We start from the raw sequence: 23,982 nt of genomic DNA on the forward strand, positions 1-23,982 counted from the left end.
CCTTTCTTACTCTTCGTCATCGTCTTCAAGAGCCTCATCCAGCTCAATGAAGTCCTCATCCTCATCTTCGTCCTCGTCAATATCAACGAGTTCTTCTCCGTCAAACTCCTGCTTTGTATAGCCGTGTTTGCCGTAGTCTTCTTCTCTGTCGTGATGTCTTCTGGAATCTCCCTCGATAACAGAACGAAGGTCTGTATCACCATAATCCACAGATTCAAGAAGATGTACTTCTGTATTGTCATCCTTGAGTACCTTCACATCCAGACCAAGAGACTGGAGCTCTTTTAAGAGAACCTTGAAGGATTCCGGAATACCCGGCTCAGGAATATTATCACCTTTGATGATTGCTTCGTATGTCTTCACACGACCGACAACATCATCAGATTTCACTGTCAGGATTTCCTGCAGTGTGTAGGATGCACCGTAAGCTTCCAGTGCCCAAACCTCCATCTCACCGAAACGCTGTCCACCGAACTGAGCTTTACCACCCAGAGGCTGCTGTGTTACCAGAGAGTAAGGACCTGTAGAACGTGCATGGATCTTATCATCAACCAGATGATGCAGTTTCAGATAGTGCATGTGACCAATTGTTACAGGACTGTCGAAATACTCACCTGTACGTCCGTCACGGAGACGCACTTTACCGTCTCTGGAGATTGGAACACCCTTCCACAGTGATCTGTGAGCTTTATTCTCATCCAGATACTGCATTACATCCGGAGCTAAAATATCTTTATATTTCTCACGGAACTCTTCAAAGTCTTCTGTGTTTACATAGTCGTTTGCAAGTTCCAGTGTATCCTGGATATCATGCTCGTTTGCACCCTGGAAAATAGGAGTTGCAACATTAAATCCAAGTGCTTTCGCAGCAAGGCTTAAGTGAATTTCCAGCACCTGTCCGATATTCATTCGGGAAGGCACACCCAGAGGATTCAGCACGATATCAAGAGGACGTCCGTTCGGAAGGAATGGCATATCTTCAACAGGGAGTACACGGGAAACAACACCCTTGTTACCGTGACGTCCGGCCATCTTATCACCAACGGAAATCTTTCTCTTCTGTGCGATGTAGATACGTACGGACTGGTTTACACCAGGGGACATCTCATCGCCGTTCTCTCTTGTAAATACCTTGGCATCTACGATAATACCGTATTCACCGTGAGGTACTTTCAGAGAAGTATCACGTACTTCACGTGCTTTCTCACCGAAGATCGCACGAAGAAGTCTCTCTTCTGCCGTAAGCTCTGTCTCTCCCTTAGGAGTAACTTTACCAACAAGGATATCGCCGGCACGTACTTCAGCACCGATACGGATAATACCACGCTCATCCAGATCCTTCAGAGCGTCATCACCCACACCAGGAACATCACGTGTGATTTCTTCCGGTCCCAGTTTGGTATCACGAGCTTCACATTCATATTCTTCAATGTGAACAGATGTATAAACATCGTCCATAACAAGTCTTTCACTGAGGAGTACCGCATCCTCATAGTTATAACCTTCCCATGTCATGAATCCGATCAGCGGGTTCTTACCAAGAGCAAGTTCTCCGTTTGCTGTAGAAGGACCATCTGCGATAACCTGTCCTGCCTCTACGTGCTCACCCTGGAATACAATTGGTTTCTGGTTATAACAGTTACTCTGGTTACTTCTCAGATATTTAGTCAGATGGTAATCATCTTTTGTACCATCATCATTCTTAATGCTGATATCTGTAGATGTGGAACGAAGTACAGTACCGGATTTCTTTGCAACTACGCAGACACCGGAGTCAACTGCTGTCTTCACTTCCATACCAGTACCAACTACCGGAGCCTCTGTTGTCAGAAGCGGCACAGCCTGACGCTGCATGTTTGATCCCATCAGCGCACGGTTGGCATCGTCGTTCTGCAGGAACGGGATCAGGGCAGTAGCGACGGAGAATACCATACGAGGAGATACGTCCATGTAATCAAACATATGACGCTCATACTCCTGAGTCTCTTCACGGAAACGACCGGATACATTCTTATGAATGAAATGTCCTTCTTCGTCCAGAGGCTCATTCGCCTGTGCTACATGGTAATTATCCTCTTCATCAGCAGTCATATATACAACCTCATCTGTTACACGAGGATTCTTAGGATCTGCTTTGTCGATCTTGCGGTATGGTGCCTCAATAAATCCGTACTGATTGATTCTTGCATAAGATGCAAGAGAGTTGATCAGACCGATGTTAGGACCTTCAGGTGTCTCAACAGGGCACATTCTTCCGTAATGGGAGTAATGGACATCTCGAACCTCGAATCCGGCTCTGTCTCGTGACAGACCGCCAGGTCCCAGGGCGGAAAGACGTCTCTTGTGTGTCAGCTCACCAAGAGGGTTGTTCTGATCCATAAACTGTGACAGCTGGGAAGAACCGAAGAACTCTTTCACTGCTGCAGTTACAGGTTTAATATTGATCAGGGACTGTGGAGAAATATTCTCTGTATCCTGAGTTGTCATTCTCTCACGAACCACACGTTCCAGTCTGGAAAGACCGATTCTGTACTGGTTCTGAAGCAGCTCACCTACCGCACGTATACGACGATTGCCCAGGTGGTCGATATCATCGGCATTGCCAAGACCATATTCCAGATGCATATTGTAGTTAATAGAAGCAAAGATGTCTTCTTTTGTGATATGCTTCGGAATCAGATCATGGATATCTCTGTGGATTGCTGCAATCCTGTCTTCTAATGTATCATTTTCTTCCAGAATGTTTTCGAGAACAGGGTAGTATACTGCTTCTGTAACACCGATGCTCTTTGGATCTTCGATTTCCGGAAGATAGTGGCGGATATCAACCATTAAGTTAGAAAGAACCTTGATTCTGCGGTCTTCCTCGCCAAGGATCCATACATATGGAACAGCGCTGTTCTGGATGGTATTTGCCATTTCTTTTGTCACAACAGTTCCTTCTTCTGCCAGGATTTCGCCTGTAGAAGCATCAACAACATCCTCAGCCAGTCTGTGACCAACGATTCTTCTGTTGAGGTGGAGCTTCTTGTTAAATTTATAACGTCCAACTTTCGCAAGGTCATATCTTCTCGGATCAAAGAACATTGCATTGATAAGGCTCTCCGCACTCTCAACTGCAAGCGGCTCACCCGGACGGATTTTCTTGTATAATTCAAGAAGACCTTCCTGATAGTTGGTGGATGTATCCTTTGTAAAACTTGCAAGGATCTTTGGCTCTTCACCGAAGAGATCAATGATCTCTGCATTGCTTCCTACACCAAGTGCTCGGATCAGAACAGTGATCGGAACCTTTCTTGTTCTGTCAACACGTACATAGAAAACATCATTAGAGTCTGTCTCATATTCCAGCCATGCACCTCTGTTCGGGATAACAGTACTGGAGAACAGTCTCTTACCAAGTTTATCATGCGCTATTGCGTAATAGATTCCAGGGGAACGTACTAACTGGCTGACAATTACTCGCTCTGCACCATTGATGACAAAGGTACCTGTAACAGTCATGATCGGTAAATCTCCCATGAAAATCTCGTGTTCGTTGATTTCCTCTGTTTCTTTGTTAATCAGTCTCACTCGAACCTTCAAAGGTGCGGCGTAAGTTGCGTCACGTTCTTTACACTGTTCGATAGTATATTTCGCATCCTTCTCGTCAAATGTAAAGTCGATGAATTCCAGGCTGAGCTTTCCGCTGTAGTCCGCGATCGGAGAAATATCATCAAAGACTTCCCTAAGTCCTTCATCAAGAAACCATTTATAAGAATCCCTCTGGACTTCGATCAGGTTTGGCATTTCCAGGACTTCTTCTTGTCTCTGGTAGCTCATACGCATGCTTTTTCCAGTTTTTACAGAACGAATTCTGTTTTTTTCCATTGACGTTTCACCCCTGTTTTTTCTTTAAATTTATTATAACTTGACCCTTTTTGCCAAAAGACATAAAGGCACATCTTGCCATAATATAGCATTCTTCACTATAGCACAGCAAGTTGCGCCTGTCAATCACTTTTTTTGAATTTTTTAATTTTTCTCAAAAAAAGCAGGAACACCATCGGCATTCCCGCTTTCAAATCTTCTATATATAATAGGAAGATAATTATTTAAGGTTAACCTTAGCACCTTCAGCTTCAAGTTTTGTTTTGATATCTTCAGCTTCTGCTTTGGATGCGCCTTCTTTAACAACCTTAGGAGCTCCGTCAACCATTTCTTTAGCTTCTTTAAGACCTAAGCCAGTTACTTCACGAACAACTTTGATAACTTTAACTTTGTTTGGTCCAACTTCTGCAAGTTCTACATCGAACTCATCTTTCTCTTCTGCTGCTTCTGCTGCTCCAGCTGCTGCTACTACAACACCTGCTGCTGCGGATACACCAAATTCTTCTTCACAAGCTTTTACTAAGTCGTTTAATTCTAATACAGATAATTCTTTGATTGCTGCAATAAATTCTTCTGTTGTTAATTTTGCCATTTTAAATTCCCTCCATATAATATTATTTCAATTCGGTAACTCTTCAGCATCCTCGTGGATGGTGATTTTCGAATAGTTACTAGATTCGTTTTATGCCTCTGGCATTAAAAATTATTCAGCTGCTGCTTCAGAGCCGTTTTTCTCAGCGATCTGATTAAGCACACGAGCGAAGTTTGTAATCGGAGACTGGATGCTTCCAAGCAGTTTGCCAAGAAGTTCTTCTCTAGATGGGATTCCAGCCAGTGCCTGAATACCTGCCTGATCGTTGTAGTTTCCTTCAACGATACCTGCAACTAATTCTAAAGCCGGTGCTTTCTTTGCGAATTTATCAAGGATTCTTGCAGGAGCAGTTGCGTCTGTAGCAGAGATTGCTATAGCGTTTGTTCCATGTAAGTGCTGGATAAGTTCTTCGCACTGAGTACCTTCGAATGCACGATGCATCATTGTGTTTTTGTATACTTTGTATACAACACCAGCTTCTCTTAATTCCTTACGTAAAGCAGTATCCTGTTCAACTGTAAGACCGCTGTAGTTAACAAGTACTACAGATTCTGCATCTTTCACGTTGTTGATGATTTCGTCTACGATTGGTTGTTTAAGTTCTACTTTTGCCATGAAATGGTACACCTCCTTATAGATTTTGTATACCGCTGCAAATGAGTAAATAAAAAGCCTTACTGTTTGACAGTAGGGCTTGCGTAATCTTACATAAAAAATATAAAGAATACTTAGTCCTCGGTAGGCGTTTACAACTTATGCCTTGTGGCACCTACTGTCTTCGGCAGCGTTCTGTTATAAGATAGCATATGAGATTTGGGTTGTCAAGAGGTTTTTTCGGTTTTTTGTTGATTTTTTCATTAAGGGACGCGTAAGCGGGATTCTCTTTTGGGGTTCAGTTTCGGGAGCAGGAACTCTAAGGCCTGCTAAATCTGCTAAATGCATGAAAAAAGAAGGCAAAACTCGCCTGCGGCTCAGACAGTTGCCTTCTTTTTTCATAACGCAGATTCCGCAGGCCTAAGAGTTGCTACACTCCCTGCAAGATTCACCCCAAAAGAGAATCCTGCTTACGCTGGTAGTTGGAAAATTATCAGTATATCTAAAACAAATTTCTGCTATATTGATGCAGCGTGAGTTCTTCATATGCGCAGTATAGGTATAAGATGTAACGAATCACGTTGTTCTTACATTGTGCCGAAGATACGGTCTCCGGCATCTCCAAGACCGGGGCAGATGTAGGCATGATCATTTAATTCACGATCAAGATGTCCACAGTAAATCTGAACATCCGGATGTGCTTCGTGGAGACGTTTGAGTCCTTCAGGAGCTGCGATGATGCACATGAATTTAATGTTTTTTCCGCCCTGTTTTTTAACAAAGTCAACGGCTGCTTCTGCGGAGCCACCGGTTGCGAGCATTGAATCTACAATCACTGAAATCCGCTCATCAATTGCTTCCGGGAGTTTGCAGTAGTATTCGTGTGGTTCATGGGTTACAGGATCACGATAGAGTCCTACATGGCCTACTTTTGCAGATGGCACAAGTGTGAGAATACTGTTTACCATCCCCAGACCTGCGCGTAGTACAGGGATAACCGCCAGCTTCTTTCCTGAAATCATTGGTGTCATGCAGGTTTCAATAGGGGTTTCTACTTCTACATTTTCTACGGGAAGATCTCGGAGAGCTTCGTATCCCATGAGGATTCCAATCTCTTCTACTAATTTGCGGAACTCATTTGTTCCTGTGTTTTTGTTTCTCAACATGGATATTTTATGCTGGATCAGCGGATGCTCCATAATATAAACGTTTTCCATTATCTTATTTCCTCTCTTGGTGGTATCTTATTTATTTTCTGTTCTCCTATTATAATGCATAGCATTGTTTTACAAAAGGGGAGAATTTTCATTACTTTACATTTGTTTTCGCACAATCCGATACTCATCACCCATCTTGAAGTATGGACACTGATGAAAATTTCCGGTAATGAATTTCACCATCTCATCCTCGTCCAGATTGACTTCGCAGGTGTAGCATTCATAATCATCGTCATAACTGTAATTTACACAGTATTCGCAGTTTACTGCATTGGACATAGCCAGAATCTCCTTTCCCAAAAGATACTTTTGCAACTTTTGTCATTTCTGATATACTTATAGCAGCAATTCCTATTTAACCAAGTCAGGGAAGTCCCCTGCTTCAATTATAAAAAACAATAAGCAACAAGTGAAGACTTGCTTTTATCTGCTTTACTAAAACGAGGTTACATTTATGACATTATATCATATATCTGCAAAAAAATTAATAAAACGCTGTGCTTTTTCAATGTTCACAGCGTCTCTTATATTATGTTCTGCTGTTTTGTCCGGATGTTCGGCGCAGACAAAAAGCGGGGAAAATACGGCTGCTGATTCCCGAGAACCTATTTCTGCCACTGAGATCAAATTAAATACTGTAGTTACTGTCACCATCTATGATTCACAGGACAGAGACCTGCTCACCAAATGTATGAATCTGTGTGACAAATATGAAAAAGTATTCAGCCGCACTGCTGCTGACAGTGAATTATACAAATTAAATCACCGAAAACTTACACCTGTGGAGAGGACAGAGGATACTTATCAGGTGTCGGATGATCTGGCGGAGCTGATTTCTGAGGGGCTTGATTATTCTGAATTGTCCAAAGGAGCTTTTGATATTGCCATTGAACCGCTGACCTCTCTGTGGGATTTCACTGCCGAAGATTCCCAGGTACCAGAGGACAGTCTGATTCAGGCAGCATTACCTAAATGTGATTATCACAATATTTCTGTTGATAAAGATAAAAATGAGATTACATTAAAAACAGACGATACTGCAATTGAGCTTGGTGCCATTGCCAAAGGTTATATCGCAGACCGTCTGAAGGATTATCTGATTTCTCAGAATGTGAAAAGTGCGATCATCAATCTTGGCGGAAATGTTCTCTGTATCGGCGGAAAGCCGGACACTTCTGCTTTTAAGATTGGGATCCAAAAACCATTTGCAGACCGCAGTGAGACCATTGCTGTTATGGATATCAGAGATAAGTCCGTGGTTTCTTCAGGAATTTATGAGAGATGCTTTGAACAGGATGGTATTTTGTATCATCATCTGCTCAATCCCAAAACCGGCTATCCCTATGACAATGGATTGATCGCAGTTACTATTATTTCTGACAAGTCTGTGGACGGGGATGCACTGAGTACCACCTGCTTTGCCCTTGGTCTGGAGGACGGAATGAAGCTGGCTGAATCTCTGGACGATGTACAGGCATTTTTCGTAACTTCTGATTATGAGATTCACTATACCAAAGACTTCCGAAAAAAAATCAAGGTTTCGGAAACAGAATAGGAAAGCCCCAGAGTTCGCACCTCTGGGGCTTTTTTAACAATATTTCTCAGATTCAGTCAGAAACTCACTCCACATCAAATTTCTCCAGGCTTTCCAGTCTGGTTTTATATTCTGAATCATAAGACTCTGTGAATGAAGCTTCTTTCTTCATTTTTTCCAGAGCTGCTGCTGCCTTTTTCACTGTCTGGATGGTGCCGGCACCCGCTACACAGCCGCCGGGACAAGCCATTCCTTCCAGCAGATATCCGTCATATTTGCCGATCTTGGCCATCTGGAGCATCTTCTTACAATTCTGCAGGCCCTCTGCACTCATTACATTCACTTCACGGTCCGGATCAATACGCTTCACTGCATGTACAACCGCCTCTGCCACGCCTCCGCTGACTGCGAAGCCTCTTCCGTCAGAACTTGCACAGAACAGAGGCTCTCCTTCCGGAATATCTTTCCAGTCTACTCCCTTTGCCTCAAACATACCGGCCACTTCTTCAAATGTCAGCACAAAATCCACATAGCTTCGGATACTCTTACGGCTTGCCTCCAGCTTCTTAGCTGCACAAGGACCTACGAAAACGATCTTGCAGTCAGGTTCCTTCTGCTTGATCAGTCTGGCAGTGAGAACCATAGGTGTCAGTGCCATAGAAATACACTTAGCCTGTTCCGGGAATAATTTCTTGGCCATCATGGACCAGGATGGACAGCAGGAAGTAGCCATGAAGGGAAGTTTCTCAGGAACTTCTTCCAGGAAATCTTTCGCTTCCTCCACTGTACAAAGATCCGCACCGATGGCAACCTCTCTCACATCTGTAAATCCAAGTGCCTGAAAAGCACCTCTGATCTTGGAATTCTCCATACCAGGAAACTGACCTGCAATGGCAGGTGCCAGGATGGCATATACAGGCGTCTCACTTTTCAGTGCCATAATAGTCTGGAATATCTGCCCTTTATCAACAATAGCACTGAACGGACAGCTTACCAGACACTGTCCGCAGGATACACATTTATCCTGGTCAATCTCTGCTCTTCCATATTCATCAGAGCCAATAGCATTCATACCGCATGCCTTTGAACAGGGACGTTCCTGTTTAATGATCGCATTATACGGACAGGCTTCCAGGCACTTTCCGCATTTGATACAGGCATCCTCATCAATGTGGGATCTGCCGCCTTCTATATGTACTGCTTTCTTTGGACAGACTTCCACACAGGGATGCTCCAGACAGCCCTGACAGCCCTCTGTAACCATTACCCTTTTCTCAGGGCAGGAATTGCAGGCAAATTTAATTACATTAATAAGAGGCGGTTCATAATATTTTTCCTCTATGACGCTGGCCTCCACACCTTTGGAAATCGGTGCATGCTCTGTGATCTTTCTCAGTGACATTCCCATTGCCACACGAAGTCTCTCTCCAACTACTGCTCTTTCCAGAAAAATACTGTCACGGTAGGAAGCAATCTCGCCGGGTACGATTTTGTAAGGAAGCTCCTCCAGTGTCTCCGGAGCCTGGCCTTCATATGCCATCCGCGCAATTTCTGTAAAAATTTTGTGTCTGATTTCTGTTTTGGATGAATACAGTCCTCTCATTCTTTCCTCCTTTAGCATTGCTGCAATCAGCCACCCATTCTCCTCCGCTGAAATTCAGTTTTTTCACAGAGAAACGAAAATTCCGCTCTGTTCCGTTTCTTCCTTTGCAATCATATCACTAAAAACGCTTGAGCTCAATACAACACCACTATTTCATAAAATAATACAGTCAAAAAATACTTTTTAACCCCAGATTCCACTCCTCTGTTCTTCCAGATGATCCAGGATATAATTATAAATATCTACAGATACACTGTCCGGATAGTGGGTTCCATCTATAGTGGAAAATCCCTCAGATACCAGATGAGAGTATACATCTATGTAGGTAACTCCGCTCAGATTGGCCTGCATTGCTGCATTAAAACTTTCAATTTCCGCATTGCTGCAATAGGGATCATTCTGTACCGGCCCTACAGATACGAAATAAGTCTGCGCTCCACGATCTCCCCATTCAGCAGCTTTGGCATTAATATAGCTGATGTAGTCATTAACATGATAAAGGTCATTAACCCCCATCAGGATAATAACCGCAGTATTATCTTCGATCTGATCCTCTACCTGCGGCACTCCTGTGGAAACCATCCAGTCATACCCCATGGAAGAAAGGCAGGACCAGACACTGTCGTCATTTACTGCATCCCTCAACCCCTCTGTTCTGGAATCTCCGATAAAGACCAGCTTATCTGCGGAAACAGTATCCGGATGGTCTGGCTTACTTAGGGTTCCCTGATCTGTCGGATTCTGCTTCTCCGTATCAACTGATATTTCCGGTGTTGGAGCAGATGTCGGTGTAGCTGTCAGGTTTTTTGGCGCCGGCGGGCCGGCAACCTCTGCCCCATGAACATTCGAAAACATCCAGACAGTTGCAATACATGTGGCTAATGCAATTTGCCCAGTTCTATATTTTTTCGTAAATACCACTCCCTTCTGTTGTAATACTTACGTTACTTTTCACATTCTCTATTCTGCGACATACATCGCAAAATGAACAGTAACACCCCTACATTCCAGGCAGCATATCCGGCCATGAGAGAATTTCTCTGGAAATGGTCTCTTCGTAATCTCCCTCAATATCCTGGCTTCTGCCTGCTTCAAATACGTTTGTCTCCGCGCCCCAGACGCGGTCTTCATATTCCCATATGTGGAACCTCAGACCTCGAAACATAAAGTCGATACTTCCACATCCGTTTTCCTCTGTATATTCATATTGAATCTTTTTCGTTTTTAACGCTTCCTGCACTTTTTCCAAACGCATAAAATACCTCCTGATTATCTGTACAGTACCTTCTGTAATATAATACAGATAGCTTTCACTGCAAAAAATTATTCTCATGTACACCCCATTACATTATCAGAATCAGAAAACATACATGTCTGCAACTATGATTTCCAAATAAAGGATCCACAAAATATGCTCTTAATCCTGATGCCATTATACAGAATGAATTATATCATACTCTACCGCATCATATGTAATCTGAATGCCACTTCACAATTACCCCTTCTTCACTCTGATTGATGTTCGCTCATCTTCATTTCTGTCTTTTCTTCGTTGGAACTGCCAGAATAATGATCGTAGCAATTACAAACAGAGTTCCTATCAGATCTGGTGTAGTAAAACTGACTTTCATCCAGACTGCAGTTAATACCATGGATGCCACCGGTTCCACGCAGGAAACGAGGCTGGCTTTTACGGAACCTATCATCTTTACTCCCGTCAGATACATCGAAAATCCCGCCATTGTTCCAAAAAGAATAATAAAGGCAACTGCCGCAAATGTTTCTCTGTCAAAAATCACCTGATAATTCCACGGACGAAATACCACCATAAGTACTGCTCCACCGATCAGCATTCTCCATTTATGAAAATTACTGTAAACAACATCACCGACACGCGGCATTTTCATATAACCGAAGTATAATCCGCTGCTGTAACACTTGTCAAGAAAACAAAATGCCACAGAGTTCGTTCTCTGTGGCATTTTATAACATTACTGTAAGTCTTTATCCACTGCTGACTGCTTTTTTGCAGCTTCTGCAGAGAGACTTATTTAACCGAATCAGGCAGCAAAGCGGATGGCGAATATCTGCCTGACTATGTTTAGATATAATTTCCGTCCTGGGCATTCTGTACTGCAAATGCAGATTTTTTCTTCACGAAATCAATGGCATCCTTTACAGTGATTCCATCAATCTGCCAGTTTGCATAGAAACCATCCAGATTCTTTAATGTCTCATCTTTTGCTGTATTTTCATCAAGAACAAGAAGTACGATTAGACCTGCTGCCTTAAGATGGCGGACAGTTTCCGCATAGTTTTCACTTGCTGCCGGATGATACAAATAGGTATGTCTTCCAAGTACAGTCAGTCCTTTTTCTACCTGTTCTGCGAAATCCAGGGTAATTTCCTCCTTACCGATCGGGAATCCCACAACTACCGGTGTCTGACCTTTCAGTCCTGCACGAACCTGCTCGTCTACCTTTCCGATCTGGGATTTATCCTGGGAAACCAGTGTTTTTCTTACAACACCGCAGGCAGAAGTCATATTTGTAACACGATCGATCAGGATCAGCTCGCCCAGAGTTCTGTGTTTGTCAAATTCATCAACTACAATCTTCTCTGAAAATTCCAGAGTACAGGAAGCGATTTCGTTTTTCTTTAAAGTATAGGCGTTTTTCTTTTCGCCTGTATTCACATCTACAGAATAGTTAATCTTTGTAACAAGACCAGGGATCATCTTGGTACCGATTTTTACAAAGAAGTTCTTGCCATCTGTAAGGGCGTTGTCATCCATCCAGAGGATATCTGCTTCCACAGAATCTGTAAGGACTGCACCAGAATCAATGGTAAGCACGCATCCACGGGAAACATCCACCTCTCTGTCAAGCTGAATGGTTACAGGCTGACCCTGCACTGCTTCTTCTGCTTCTTTATCACCGACCAGAATGCTCTTTACATGAGCCTCTTCTTTACTTGGAAGAGTTGTCACAAGATCACCCACCTTGACGGTGCCGTTCTCTATCTGTCCCTGAAATCCACGGAATTCATGGTTCGGTCTGCAGACTCTCTGTACAGGCATATAGAAACCTTTTTCTGTATCTTCTTTGATGTCTACAGTTTCCAGATGTGTAAGGAGTGCTTCGCCTGCATACCATGGCATGTTATCAGATTTTGTTGTAACGTTGTCGCCCTCTGTAGCGGATACCGGAATAATCGTTACATTGGCAAGCTTCAGCTCTTCGACCAGACCTGCGATCTGGTTCTCGATCTGGCGGAAACGTTTTTCATCGTAACCGATCAGGTCCATTTTATTTACTGCAAATACGAAGTAACGGATTCCCATCAGTGCACAGATTCTTGCATGACGTCTTGTCTGTACCAGCACTCCCTGGGATGCATCCACAAGAATAACTGCCAGATCTGCGAAAGATGCACCAACTGCCATGTTTCTGGTGTATTCCTCATGACCTGGGGTGTCAGCTACGATAAAGCTGCGGTTGTCTGTTGTAAAATAGCGGTATGCAACGTCGATGGTAATACCCTGCTCACGTTCTGCCATCAGGCCATCCAGAAGAAGAGAATAGTCAATGGCACCGCCTCTGCTTCCTACTTTGGAATCCAGCTCCAGAGCTTTCTCCTGGTCTGCATAGAGAAGCTTTGCATCATAAAGAATATGTCCGATCAGAGTGGATTTTCCATCATCCACACTTCCGCATGTAATAAATTTTAATAATCCTTTCATCCTAGAAATACCCCTCTCTCTTTCTTCTCTCCATGCTGCCTGCTGCCTCGTGGTCGATCACACGGCTGGTACGTTCAGAGGAAACAGCACTTAATGTCTCATCAATAATCTCGTCCAGTGTATCTGCATCAGATTCGATGCCGCCTGTAAGCGGATAGCATCCAAGGGTACGGAATCTGACTTTTTTATATTCGATTTTTTCATCCGGGCGAAGCTTCAGTCTGTCATCGTCTACCATGATAATATTGCCGTCTCTGTAAATAACCGGTCTTTCCTTTGCAAAGTATAATGGCACGATTTCGATGTTTTCACGCTGAATGTACTGCCAAATATCTTTCTCTGTCCAGTTGGAGATTGGGAAAACCCTCATGCTTTCACCCTTCTGGATCTTTGTGTTGTAAAGCTTCCACATCTCCGGCCTCTGGTTCTTCGGATCCCATGCCTGGGCTGAGTTACGGAAAGAGAAGATTCTTTCTTTTGCTCTGGATTTCTCCTCATCACGACGGCCGCCGCCAAATGCTGCTGTAAATCCATATTTAGTCAGAGCCTGTTTTAAAGCCTGGGTTTTCATAATGTCTGTGTATGCAGAACCATTGTCAAATGGGTTGATCCCTGCCTTTACACCTTCTTCGTTGGTATAAACCAGCATGTCGATTCCATTTTCCTTTGCGATTCTGTCACGGAATTCGATCATCTCACGGAATTTCCATGTGGTATCAATGTGAAGAAATGGGAAAGGTGGTTTCTCCGGGTAAAATGCTTTCAGCGCCAGATGGAGCATAACGGAGCTATCCTTTCCTATAGAATAAAGCATAACCGGCTTTTCACACTCGGCTGCCACTTCCCGCATAATATAAATTGCTTCTGCTTCAAGCTCATCAAGATGAGATAAGTTACTCATTGCATTATCCTCCTCTGTTTGTTTATATCTGACTGTCCGTCTCCTTACTGTCAGCAGTCTAAGGGACAGCTATATTTAAATTTAATATTTATTGGCATCTTTCTTATTAACCTGAATGGTAATCTGGGTGCCATCCGGCTTCTCCACTGTCCAGGTGGAAATGTCAGGTTTCTCTGACACGATCATACTTGCACCTCTGCCTCCCACATCGGCTCCAAGGAAGAAGCGGATAGCGTCACGGCTGCATTCTTTGATACAGGAGGTGCATCCCCAGCAGTCTCTGACCTGGCGGATAAAGGCTTTGCCCTCTTTATCCTTTTTGATCAGGTTTCCGGGACAGGCTTCGATACATCTGCCGCATCCTACACATTTACTTTTCTGAATCCGAATGCTCATCTTTCACCTGCTCCTTTCGCTACTGTATTGGAATCTGCACTTTCTTTTGTAATCAGATCACGGTACAGAATCCTGATCTCCCCGTTTTCCATACGGGAATTTACATATTTCATCCACTCTTCACTCTGCTCAGGGTAATCTGTATTCTCTCCGAAGCTGTGCCATCTGGTTTCTTTTCTGGCTGCCAGATGTGCGATTACAGCCCGGCATACAATCAGCCGTTCACGGAGTTCGTAAATCTGCATCAGTTCGTAAGTATCTGATGCTGCCAGAGTGTCCACTACAGGAAGAAGTGCGGCAATCTTTTCATCTGCTTTTGCAAGACTTGTCTCGCTGTATCTGTAGTCTGTACCGATTCCGCCAGCATACTGATCCATGATCTTCTGCATGGCTTCCTCAAGCTGTTCTGCATTCATCAGGGAACGGGGAGCATTTAAGTGAGCTTCATATTCTGATTTCTTTGCTGCTGCAATTTCAGATAGATTTTGTACTTCGTCATCTTTCCTGTCCAGATATTCCAGGATCGCTTCTGCTGCGATCTCACCCTCTGCCAGTGCGCCGGTTACATATTTCTGCGGGCATCCTCCGGCTACATCCCCGGCTGCATATAAGCCTTCTATAGTGGTCGCTCTGTTATTGTCTACCCAGTAACCGCTGGCTGTATGTCCGCCTACAATGTACGGTTCTGTACCTTCAATTTCTACATTCTCTTCAGATGGTCCTTTGCCTGCTTCCATCCATTTCAAAGTCTGGGACGGTGCCATATTCAGGTAAGCTTTGTAAAGATCCTGTTCCTGTTCTTTGGAAATGCCTTCCGTTCTGAGGTAACACGGACCCTTTCCTTCTCTGTTCTCCATCACTGTACCGTAAACCCTCTGAGAGGTAGTCAGGCCATATTTTGTCTCATAAATATCACCATGTGCATTCACCTGTCTGGCTCCAACACCCTGGGCAATGGTCCCTGTCGGAGCAATGGTGTCCTTACATCTCAGTGCAATGAAACGCATCTCAAAGGTTGTCATCTCTGCACCGGAAAGAAGTCCCATTGCATATCCTGCCCCTGTGTTAAATGGCGGATACCACATTTTATGTCTGGAGAATCCCGGGTTGTTTGGTCTGTAAAGTCCGGCAGCCCCGCCTGTTGCACAAAGAACTGCTTCTGCATCAATATCATAGAAAATATCTTCATTGACACTGAATCCTACAGCTCCGGTGATCTTTCCCTTTTCTGTTTTATAATCTGTGATGTTTACATGGTTCAGAACTGTAACATTCTCCTGTTCGGCTGCTGCCTTTGCAAGGATTGGCTTCATGTTCTCACCGTTGATCTTAATGTTTCGGTTTCCTCTGGCAACGTATTTGCCCTTTTCATCCTTCAGGATAACCAGCCCCAGGTCTTCCATTACCTTTGTCACATGATTTAATCTCTCTGACATGGTGAGAAGAAGATCTTCCCTTACGATTCCGTGGGCATCCTTTTTTGCATAGTCCACATAATCCTGCGGTACTCTGCCCTCTGTAATATATGCGTTTAACGCGTTCACACCTGCTGCCAGGCATCCGCTTCGTTTAATGTTCGCTTTCTCTGCGATCAGAACTTTTTTATTGCTTTTCTGACCGATCACATAGGCTGCAAAACATCCTGCTGTACCGCCGCCGATGATCAGCACATCTGTTTTGATTCTCTCTGTCCTCATACTCATTTACTCTTCTCTCCGGAATTATATAGCTATTTTCATCATATCATCCATTCATTTTATCTGAATGAATACTAAGTAAAATTCAGGTAAAAATCTTAGATATCTGCTTAGATTAGATGATTACGAAGTCATCCCTTACAGCCTCATTCTCGATCAGCTGTACGCTGTCACCTTTCAGTGCAAAAACCCTGTAGAGGAACACATTCACAGTCTCACCTTCCCGGACATCTGCTTTCTCCAGGCTTCTTCTGGCAGTTACCACAGAATTGTTCACTCTCACCTGAAGCTCCAGGTTATCTCCTCTGAAAGAAACCCGTTCCACCACTCCCTGAGATACGGAGGTTCTGAACTTCTCTACCTCATCCAGTTTGGAAACCTTTACAAATTCCGGACGGACAATAATCTTATCTGCCCCTTCTGCCAGACTGAAAGAATGAAAATCATTCACATTCTTCAGTACAGATGGCTGTCCGAAGAAGGTTGCGGTAAATGATGTCTCAGGATTTCTGTAAACCTCCACCGGAGTACCTTTCTGCTCGATCCGTCCTGCATTGGTGATGATAATCTCATCTGCTACCTCAATAGCCTCATCCTGATCATGAGTAACGAAAATACTGGTGATTCCCAGCTTCTCAATCATCTCCTTTAACCAGCTTCGCAGTTCCTGCCGGATTTTTGCATCAATAGCTGCAAAGGGTTCATCCAGAAGCAGTACCTGAGGATTGGGGGCAAGGGCTCTGGCAAACGCAACTCTCTGTCTCTGGCCTCCGGATAACTGGCTTGGATATCTTTTCTCCAGTCCTTCCAGTCCCACCAACCTGATCAGTTCCATGACTCTGGCATGAATTTTCTTTTTGTCCACCTTCTGAACCTTCAGACCGAACGCTACATTGTCATAGACTGTCATGTAACGGAACAATGCATAATTCTGAAATACAAATCCGATTCCGCGCTCACTAGCCGAAACATCATTGACAACTTTTCCGTCAATAATAATCTCTCCGCTGTCCGGTGTTTCCAGACCTGCGATCATTCGAAGAATGGTTGTTTTTCCGCTTCCACTTGGCCCCAGAAGACCAATCAGCTTACCTTTTTCGATTCCGAAATTCACATTTCTTGATGCCTGGTAGGAACCATAGGTCTTGTTTATATTTTTTAACTCTACATACATATCAGGCTTCCTTCTTTCCTTTGTATTCGATCACGCTTCGGATCACCAGAATAATAACTGCCATGATCACCAGCAGTGAAGATACGGCAAATGCCGGAACATACTGAAACTCATTAAATAGAATCTCTACATGAAGAGGAAGTGTGTTGGTTTTTCCCCTCAAATGTCCGGAAAGGACAGACACTGCACCGAACTCTCCCATTGCTCTCGCTGTACAGAGTACGATGCCATAAAGCAATGCCCATTTAATATGAGGAAAGGTAATCTTCCTGAAGATGGTCCATCCGCCGGCTCCCATAAGGGCTGCTGCTTCTTCCTCGTCCGTTCCTTCTGCTTCCAGAACCGGAATCAGCTCTCTGGAAATAAAAGGAAAGGTTACAAATACAGTTGCAATAATGATTCCCGGTACAGAGAATACAACCTTAATTCCGAATTTCAAAAGAAAAAAGTAGACAGGACTCTGTCGTCCGAAAATCAGAAGAAAGATCAGACCTGCAATGACCGGTGAGATGGTAACCGGAAGATCTATCAGAGTTGTCAGCAGTTTTTTGCCCCTGAACTGAAACTTGGTCAGTGCCCAGGCTGCAAAAACACCGAAGATGGTATTAAAGATAACTGCGAAGAGTGTAGCCTTAACAGTAAGGAGAAGTGCTTTGATGGTGTATTCATCTGTCACCGCAGCAGCGTAGACCTTCCATCCGCTTCGAAGCGCTTCTGTGATTACTGTAAGTAACGGAAGGAGGAGCATTACTGCCAGAAACAGAACACTGATCCCGATCAGGAGCCATTTTGTGATTTTCTCTGAAGTGGTTACATTGTTGTCCATCAGGCATTTCCTCCTTTTAAGATTCTCGCGTTTCTCTGCTGGATCATACTGTTGAGAAACAAAATGAAAAATGAAACCGCCAGCATCACAAGTGCTATTGCTGTCGCACTGGAATAATCAAACTCCTGAAGCTCTGACATAATGATCAGCGGTGTGATTTCTGTATAATATGGCTTATTTCCTGCGATAAATACGATGCTTCCATATTCACCCAGGCATCTGCCAAACGCAAGTCCGGTTCCTGCGAAAATTGCAGGCTTCAGTTCCGGGAAAATAACTTTCCGGAAAATGGTGGATTTCTTCGCTCCCAGTACTCCGGCTGCTTCACTGCATGAGTTGTCCATTTTCTCCAGTACCGGCTGTACGCTTCTTACAACGAAAGGAATTCCTACGAAGATCATAGCTACTGTGATTCCGATTCTTGTGTATGCGATTTTGATACCGAATCCGGCAAAAAAGCTGCCCACCAGTCCAGTGTCAGAAGTCAGGGATGTAAGCGCAATACCTGCTACCGCTGTGGGAAGTGCGAATGGAAGCTCAATCATTCCGTCCATAATCCGCTTGCCCGGAAATTCATATTTCACAAGCACCCATGCAAGGATGGTTCCCATGATCCCGTTTATCACTGCTGCTGCGAAAGCAGATATAAAGCTGGTGTAAAAGGATGCCAGTACTCTGGCTCTTGTAATGGTTTCGATGAAATCTTTAAAGCTTAATTTCGCGGTGTAGATCACCAGACTGGCAAGCGGGATCAGAACCACCAGACTTAATATGGAAATGGTAATCCCCATGGAGAGTCCGAATCCTGGAATCACCGGTTTGTTTCTTTTTTTCATAATCAATTACCACCTCTCTCGTCTCGTATGTTCCGGTCCTGTTGTTGTGTCAGTGAGCATTTTCCCTGTCTGCCTCTTTATCTCTCATAGATTTCATCAAAAATTCCGCCATCTGCGAAGTGCTTTTTCTGTACTTCATCCCATCCGCCGTATTCACTGATAGTTACCAGATTTACGCTCAAGTCAAACACATCCCTGTGTTTTTTCAGAATTTTCTCATTGGTTGGACGAAAATAGTTCTCTGCCTCAATTTCCTGTGCTTCGTCGGAATACAGATAGTTTAAGTACTCAGTTGCCACTTCTCTTGTGTCTCTGTAATCTACTACCTCATCCACCACTGCTACAGTGGGCTGTGCCAGAATGCTGACGCTCGGGGTAACGATCTCGTACTCATCCGGGTAATCACGCATAGAAAGATAGGCTTCGTTTTCCCACGCTACCAGCACATCGCCCTGTCCGTTTTCTACGAAAGAAGTGGTTGCACCTCTTGCACCGGAGTCCAGGACTACTACATTCTGGTAGAGCTTCCGGATGAAATCTTTCATCTGTGTCTCGTCTCCGTTGTATTTCTTATCTGCATAAGCCCATGCTGCCATGTAGTTCCATCTGGCACCTCCCGAGGTCTTGGGGTTTGGAGTTACCACTCCTACCCCATCTCTTGTCAGGTCATCCCAGTCCTGGATCTTCTTGGGATTTCCTTTCTTAACCAGAAATACGATAGTGGATGTATAGGGAGAACTGTCATTGTCGAAATTGTCTATCCATCCTGCCTTGATCAACCCTGCATTCTCTATGGATTCAATATCATATTCCAGCGCCAGTGTCACTACATCTGCATCCAGTCCGTTGGCCACCTCCAGTGCCTGCTTCCCGGAACCACCGTGAGACTGTGTGATCTCCACATCTTCTCCGGTTTTCTCTTTCCAGTGTTCTTCGAATATTTTATTATACTGTTCAAACATCTCTCTGGTAGGGTCGTAGGAAACATTGGTAATAGATACTGTTTTTCCAAAAGCCTGTACCGGTGTCAATGCCAGCACAGCCCCCAGACTCAATGCAAATATTTTTCTGATCATGTTTCATCTCCTGAGTATTCCCACGACTTTTTCAGTCTCTTCTTTGGGATTTTACACCAATACAAGTTCTTCCTTCTCAGATTCTGTTCCTTCTATATGGAAGGAATTCAGAACCGGGTTCTCATTGTCCATAAGGGAAAGAATCATGTAGCTTGCTGTGCTGTCGTAAGCCAGTCTCTTGTCTTCCTCTGATGGTCTGGATGGACTTTCCGGATGGGAATGCCAGTTACCGAGAGGTACCAGACCGTTGGCACGCATATCCTTAACTGCTGCCAGCTGCTCTTTTGGATCCAGTGAAAAATGTTCATTGGAATGATCAATATTTGTCAGGCAGTAAACCTTTTCAATAAATTTGTCCTTACCTTCCTTTTTTCCTGCGACCAGTCCGCAGGCTTCTTCCGGAAGATTTTCTCTGGCATGCTTTAAGATTATTTCGTAATCACTTTTTGACATTGTAATCATCATTTACTTACTCCTGCTTCAATTCTTCAGAAAATATGTTACTGTTCACTCCGTTCTATATCCTCTCAGGTCTCACAATCTCCAAACATTCCTTACAGAACTCCGTCACATTCTGCCTGCTCATAATCGATCAGTTCAGTAATTGTAGGATGTTCTCCACATACCGGGCAATTCTTTACGTGCTGCGGAAGTTTGATCTTACGGAATTCCATAGTAAGTGCATCATAGGTAAGAAGGTATCCTGTAAGAAGATCTCCAACTCCAAGAATATACTTAATGGCTTCCATTGCCTGAAGACTTCCGATGACGCCTCCCATTGCTCCGATGACACCAGCCTGCTTACAGGTAGGTACAGCATCCTTTGGCGGCGGATCTTTGAATACACATCTGTAACATGGACCTTCTCCCGGAACATAGGTCATAAGCTGTCCCTGGAAACGAAGGATTCCTGCGTGAGAAAATGGTTTCTTTGCCATAACGCAGGCATCGTTGATCAGAAATTTCGCCGGAAAATTATCGGTTCCGTCAATGATGAAATCATAATCCTTGATCAGATCCATAATCGTTTCAGAATCTACGAAAGTCTGGTAAGTTTTTACTGTCACATCCGGGTTGATGGCTTCCATAGATTCTTTTGCAGAAAGAACCTTTGGTTTTCCCACATCCTTTGTTGCATGGATAATCTGTCTCTGCAGATTGGAAAGATCTACTTCATCTGCGTCTGCAATTCCGATAGTTCCCACACCTGCTGCTGCAAGATAAAGAGCTGCCGGTGAACCCAGTCCACCTGCCCCGATGATCAGGACGCTGGAATTGAGCAGTTTTTTCTGTCCTTTTGCTCCAACCTCTTTCAGAATGATATGTCTGGAATAACGTTCGAGCTGATCATTTGTAAATGCCACTATCTTCCACCTCCCATGAAATACAGGAATTCAACGCTGTCGCCTTCTTTTAATGCGTAGTTTTCGAAATCCTTCTGATCAATAAAATCATCATTTACGGAAACTGTTACATACTGAGGTGTCTCCACATCCTCCTGAGCAATCAGCTCTGTAACTGTAAGTCCGTCTTTTACTTCCTTTTTCTCCCCTGCTACTGTAATAAACATAATTTTATTCTCCATTCTATAAATTCTTGTCAACAATCTCTTCCAGCTCTGCAGCCTTCTTTGCTCCTGTCAGTCGTTCGATCTGTTCTCCGTCTTTCAGGAAAATCAGTGTAGGTGCTGACATAACCTTATATTCCTCTACAAGTTCCTGTTCGTAGGCTACATTTACCTTTCCAACAAAAATCTGATCACCGTATTTCTCTTCCAGCTTTGCAAGCACCGGAACCATTCTCTTACATGGTACACAGCTGTCAGAATAGAAATCGATCAGTGTCAGTTTTCCGGCCTGAAAAGCTTTTTCCTTAAAAGTCTCACCACTTAATCTCTCTGCCATGATCCGCTCCTGTCAGTCTTCAACTTTCTTCACATAAAGTGTGTAAGTTCCGTCTTCGTTATCATCAAGCTTCAGGATCTGATGTCCTTCTTCCTTGATACTTCGGGGTACATTCTGTACCGGTTCCCCGTCATTCATTCGGATGGATAAGATCTGTCCCTCATCCAGTTCTTCCAGCGCTACCTTTGCCTTTACAAAAGTTACCGGACACACAACATCTGTAATATCTACCGTATCATCAATTTTAATTTCACTCATTTTCATATGCCTCCAGGATTTCTTTATTAAATTTGTCCTCACCTACCCGGTCGATGGTAAATTTCAGTCGTTCACCGGCATTTGCATTCTTCTCAAAGAAATTGATGGCTGCATCACAGACTTTCAGGAGTTTTTCATGATCCTCAATAAATGGGATCACTGTCTTTCCTTTATTGATGTGATTTCCGAAAATTCCTCCAAAAGAAACAATATATCCGTGTGTATTGTCATAGGCATCTGTAGGACAGGCTTTGGTGCATCGTCCACAGAAATTACATTTGGAAGAATCAACGGAGATTTTTCCATCTTCTAATGTGATAGCCCCTTCACGGCAGGCTTTTACGCAGACACCACACTGAATACATTTCTCTTCCTGCCATGCTACTTTGATACCGCCCTTGATTCCTACATCGTTCTCCTCTGCTTTTAAGCAGTTATTCTGGCATCCGGTAACACCGAATTTGAATTTATGCGGAAGCTCACGTCCAAAATATCTTTCGTCCAACTCCTCTGCCAATGCGTAGGTATTAATACATCCGCTGGGACAGATGGCCGAGCCCTGACAGGCTGTGATGGTACGAACTCTTGGTCCGCATACACCCGGAACCACATCTCCCTCTGCCAGTGCTGCTTTCACTTCATCAATCTGATCTAACTTGATAAAAGGAATCTCTACACCCTGACGGGAAGTAAGATGTACATAGCCCTCACCGTATTTCTCTGAAACCTCAGCTACCTTTGCAAGCTGTTTTGCATCCAGATGTCCGCCAACTACGCGGATTCTTAATGAAAAATTATTTTTCTGCTTCTGGCGCATGAATCCGCCTTTTTTTAATGCTGCATAATCTGCCATTTCTCTTTCCCTCCTGTCAGAATTTCTCTTGCATTTTCTTTATTTTTGATTTATTATTTACTTTGTTATGTACTTTATCGAATTAACGCAGTATATATTTTCTAGTTTTCATAGTTATTTGATAGGTTTTCTATGATATTACACGAAATGACATTATTTGTCAATAGTGTATTGAAATAAATGCAATATCCAAACGCCTCCTCGCCGCCCCAGTGCAATCCTGCCCGGAGGGCTTTTTTATGTCACAGGAATATTACGAGGTAATTTCCTGTAAAAAATAACATAAAAAACAGGCTGCCGCACTGATTAACCGGTGCGACAGCCTGATAGCGATTCTATAGATTCAAAATCAATATTCTGTTATCTGGCAGAAGCTGCTGCCTTTTCTTTCTCCGGAAAAAGCTTTCCGAAAATAAATCTCACAAATGGTCCGGCATAAAAAATCTGCCAGAAGAATGCCATCGGGAAGTTCATTGCTGTTGTCTGAAGCCATGTGGGAATGATCTGACTTACTGATGCATGTTTGATCAGCACAGTTGCTGCAAAGCTCATGCACGGACACATAAATGCCACAGATACTGCTGAGATTGCAAGTACAAGGTGGAACGGATTATCTCTTCTCATATCCACAATACCAAATGCAATCTTCTTTGCAAGACCACCGATGATAAAGAAATCAAGAATAACTGCAATCGGTCCCATAAATGTCAGTTCATGAAAAGCTAACAGAAATGTCTCATTTGTCATTGTCCCTGTATTCAATACAATGTTGTAGCAGATCATGGCATAAACCATTACAAATACCATGATGATCGTAAAAATTACTTCCTGAAACTTGTTTTTTGGCATAAAAAATCCTCCTTAGATAGTGTGTGAATAACATAAACAGAAATTTGTGTTGTTCATAAC

At 43.6% G+C, this 23,982-nt stretch carries 25 protein-coding genes and 1 other annotated feature; of the genes, 1 reads left to right on the forward strand and 24 read right to left on the reverse strand.

Annotated elements, in window-relative coordinates:
* Positions 1-6 precede the first annotated feature (6 nt).
* From G4417_RS08935 to G4417_RS08955, 5 genes are all read right to left on the reverse strand, one after another.
* Positions 7-3,870 (reverse strand): DNA-directed RNA polymerase subunit beta, encoded by a 3,864-nt coding sequence (locus G4417_RS08935; RefSeq protein ID WP_173683667.1) that lies wholly within the window; start codon positions 3,868-3,870, stop codon positions 7-9.
* A gap of 220 nt (positions 3,871-4,090) precedes the next feature.
* Positions 4,091-4,462 carry a 50S ribosomal protein L7/L12 gene (rplL, locus tag G4417_RS08940; RefSeq protein ID WP_008705176.1) on the reverse strand — a complete coding sequence of 124 codons (372 nt, stop codon included), beginning with the start codon at positions 4,460-4,462 and terminating at the stop codon, positions 4,091-4,093.
* Positions 4,463-4,573: 111 nt separating this feature from the next.
* The gene (gene rplJ / locus G4417_RS08945) at positions 4,574-5,077 is read right to left on the reverse strand and encodes a 50S ribosomal protein L10 (RefSeq protein ID WP_025580230.1); all 504 of its coding nucleotides are present in this window, start codon (positions 5,075-5,077) and stop codon (positions 4,574-4,576) included.
* Positions 5,078-5,118: 41 nt separating this feature from the next.
* Positions 5,119-5,262, reverse strand: a sequence feature (ribosomal protein L10 leader region).
* A gap of 381 nt (positions 5,263-5,643) precedes the next feature.
* Positions 5,644-6,273, reverse strand: coding sequence for a uracil phosphoribosyltransferase (gene upp / locus G4417_RS08950; protein WP_173683668.1), 630 nt, complete (start codon positions 6,271-6,273; stop codon positions 5,644-5,646).
* A 96-nt stretch (positions 6,274-6,369) separates the two neighbouring features.
* On the reverse strand, positions 6,370-6,552 hold the full coding sequence (locus G4417_RS08955) for a DUF6472 family protein (protein ID WP_019163105.1): 183 nt from the start codon (positions 6,550-6,552) through the stop codon (positions 6,370-6,372).
* 229 nt (positions 6,553-6,781) lie between these two features.
* Between G4417_RS08955 and G4417_RS08960 the strand changes: the two genes are divergently transcribed.
* Positions 6,782-7,828: an FAD:protein FMN transferase gene (locus G4417_RS08960; RefSeq protein ID WP_243872102.1), complete on the forward strand. Its 1,047-nt coding sequence runs from the start codon at positions 6,782-6,784 to the stop codon at positions 7,826-7,828.
* Between the two features lie 64 nt (positions 7,829-7,892).
* On the opposite strand, the gene G4417_RS08965 is transcribed toward G4417_RS08960, so the two are convergent.
* The 19 genes from G4417_RS08965 to G4417_RS09055 all read right to left on the reverse strand — a co-directional run bounded on the left by G4417_RS08965 (position 7,893) and on the right by G4417_RS09055 (position 23,922).
* On the reverse strand, positions 7,893-9,410 hold the full coding sequence (locus tag G4417_RS08965) for a 4Fe-4S dicluster domain-containing protein (protein WP_173683670.1): 1,518 nt from the start codon (positions 9,408-9,410) through the stop codon (positions 7,893-7,895).
* A 183-nt stretch (positions 9,411-9,593) separates the two neighbouring features.
* The gene (locus G4417_RS08970; protein ID WP_173683671.1) at positions 9,594-10,265 is read right to left on the reverse strand and encodes an SGNH/GDSL hydrolase family protein; all 672 of its coding nucleotides are present in this window, start codon (positions 10,263-10,265) and stop codon (positions 9,594-9,596) included.
* A 145-nt stretch (positions 10,266-10,410) separates the two neighbouring features.
* Positions 10,411-10,665, reverse strand: coding sequence for a hypothetical protein (locus tag G4417_RS08975; protein WP_026077095.1), 255 nt, complete (start codon positions 10,663-10,665; stop codon positions 10,411-10,413).
* Between the two features lie 277 nt (positions 10,666-10,942).
* Positions 10,943-11,392: a DMT family transporter gene (locus tag G4417_RS08980; RefSeq protein ID WP_243872103.1), complete on the reverse strand. Its 450-nt coding sequence runs from the start codon at positions 11,390-11,392 to the stop codon at positions 10,943-10,945.
* Between the two features lie 119 nt (positions 11,393-11,511).
* Entirely contained in the window at positions 11,512-13,152 is a 1,641-nt protein-coding gene (locus tag G4417_RS08985) for a sulfate adenylyltransferase subunit 1 (protein ID WP_173683672.1), read from the reverse strand.
* Position 13,153: 1 nt separating this feature from the next.
* Positions 13,154-14,053, reverse strand: coding sequence for a sulfate adenylyltransferase subunit CysD (cysD, locus tag G4417_RS08990; RefSeq protein WP_019163124.1), 900 nt, complete (start codon positions 14,051-14,053; stop codon positions 13,154-13,156).
* A gap of 81 nt (positions 14,054-14,134) precedes the next feature.
* A complete protein-coding gene (locus G4417_RS08995; protein WP_173683673.1) occupies positions 14,135-14,449 on the reverse strand; it encodes a 4Fe-4S dicluster domain-containing protein in 315 nt (104 codons plus the stop codon).
* Positions 14,446-16,146 (reverse strand): adenylyl-sulfate reductase subunit alpha, encoded by a 1,701-nt coding sequence (locus G4417_RS09000; RefSeq protein ID WP_420314193.1) that lies wholly within the window; start codon positions 16,144-16,146, stop codon positions 14,446-14,448. The genes G4417_RS08995 and G4417_RS09000 overlap by 4 nt, the downstream gene beginning before the upstream one ends.
* Positions 16,147-16,261: 115 nt before the next feature.
* Positions 16,262-17,320: a sulfate/molybdate ABC transporter ATP-binding protein gene (locus G4417_RS09005; protein WP_173683675.1), complete on the reverse strand. Its 1,059-nt coding sequence runs from the start codon at positions 17,318-17,320 to the stop codon at positions 16,262-16,264.
* A gap of 1 nt (position 17,321) precedes the next feature.
* Positions 17,322-18,146, reverse strand: a complete 825-nt coding sequence (gene cysW / locus G4417_RS09010) for a sulfate ABC transporter permease subunit CysW (RefSeq protein ID WP_173683676.1) — start codon at positions 18,144-18,146, stop codon at positions 17,322-17,324.
* Positions 18,146-18,982, reverse strand: a complete 837-nt coding sequence (gene cysT, locus G4417_RS09015) for a sulfate ABC transporter permease subunit CysT (protein ID WP_173683677.1) — start codon at positions 18,980-18,982, stop codon at positions 18,146-18,148. The genes cysW and cysT overlap by 1 nt, the downstream gene beginning before the upstream one ends.
* A 77-nt stretch (positions 18,983-19,059) precedes the next feature.
* Positions 19,060-20,058: a sulfate ABC transporter substrate-binding protein gene (locus G4417_RS09020; protein WP_173683678.1), complete on the reverse strand. Its 999-nt coding sequence runs from the start codon at positions 20,056-20,058 to the stop codon at positions 19,060-19,062.
* 51 nt (positions 20,059-20,109) lie between these two features.
* Positions 20,110-20,520: a M67 family metallopeptidase gene (locus tag G4417_RS09025; RefSeq protein ID WP_173683686.1), complete on the reverse strand. Its 411-nt coding sequence runs from the start codon at positions 20,518-20,520 to the stop codon at positions 20,110-20,112.
* Positions 20,521-20,612: 92 nt separating this feature from the next.
* Positions 20,613-21,422: a thiazole biosynthesis adenylyltransferase ThiF gene (gene thiF, locus G4417_RS09030; RefSeq protein WP_173683679.1), complete on the reverse strand. Its 810-nt coding sequence runs from the start codon at positions 21,420-21,422 to the stop codon at positions 20,613-20,615.
* Positions 21,422-21,628 (reverse strand): sulfur carrier protein ThiS, encoded by a 207-nt coding sequence (gene thiS / locus G4417_RS09035; RefSeq protein WP_173683680.1) that lies wholly within the window; start codon positions 21,626-21,628, stop codon positions 21,422-21,424. The genes thiF and thiS overlap by 1 nt, the downstream gene beginning before the upstream one ends.
* A 16-nt stretch (positions 21,629-21,644) precedes the next feature.
* Entirely contained in the window at positions 21,645-21,962 is a 318-nt protein-coding gene (locus tag G4417_RS09040; RefSeq protein ID WP_173683681.1) for a thioredoxin family protein, read from the reverse strand.
* Between the two features lie 12 nt (positions 21,963-21,974).
* Complete coding sequence (locus G4417_RS09045) at positions 21,975-22,220, reverse strand: sulfurtransferase TusA family protein (protein WP_019163135.1); 246 nt, start codon at positions 22,218-22,220, stop codon at positions 21,975-21,977.
* Complete coding sequence (locus G4417_RS09050) at positions 22,213-23,073, reverse strand: 4Fe-4S binding protein (protein ID WP_173683682.1); 861 nt, start codon at positions 23,071-23,073, stop codon at positions 22,213-22,215. The genes G4417_RS09045 and G4417_RS09050 overlap by 8 nt, the downstream gene beginning before the upstream one ends.
* Positions 23,074-23,433: 360 nt before the next feature.
* Complete coding sequence (locus tag G4417_RS09055) at positions 23,434-23,922, reverse strand: DUF2798 domain-containing protein (RefSeq protein ID WP_173683683.1); 489 nt, start codon at positions 23,920-23,922, stop codon at positions 23,434-23,436.
* Positions 23,923-23,982: the final 60 nt, after the last annotated feature.

Source organism: Blautia wexlerae, assembly GCF_013300825.1.
Taxonomy (GTDB): domain Bacteria; phylum Bacillota; class Clostridia; order Lachnospirales; family Lachnospiraceae; genus Blautia_A; species Blautia_A wexlerae_B.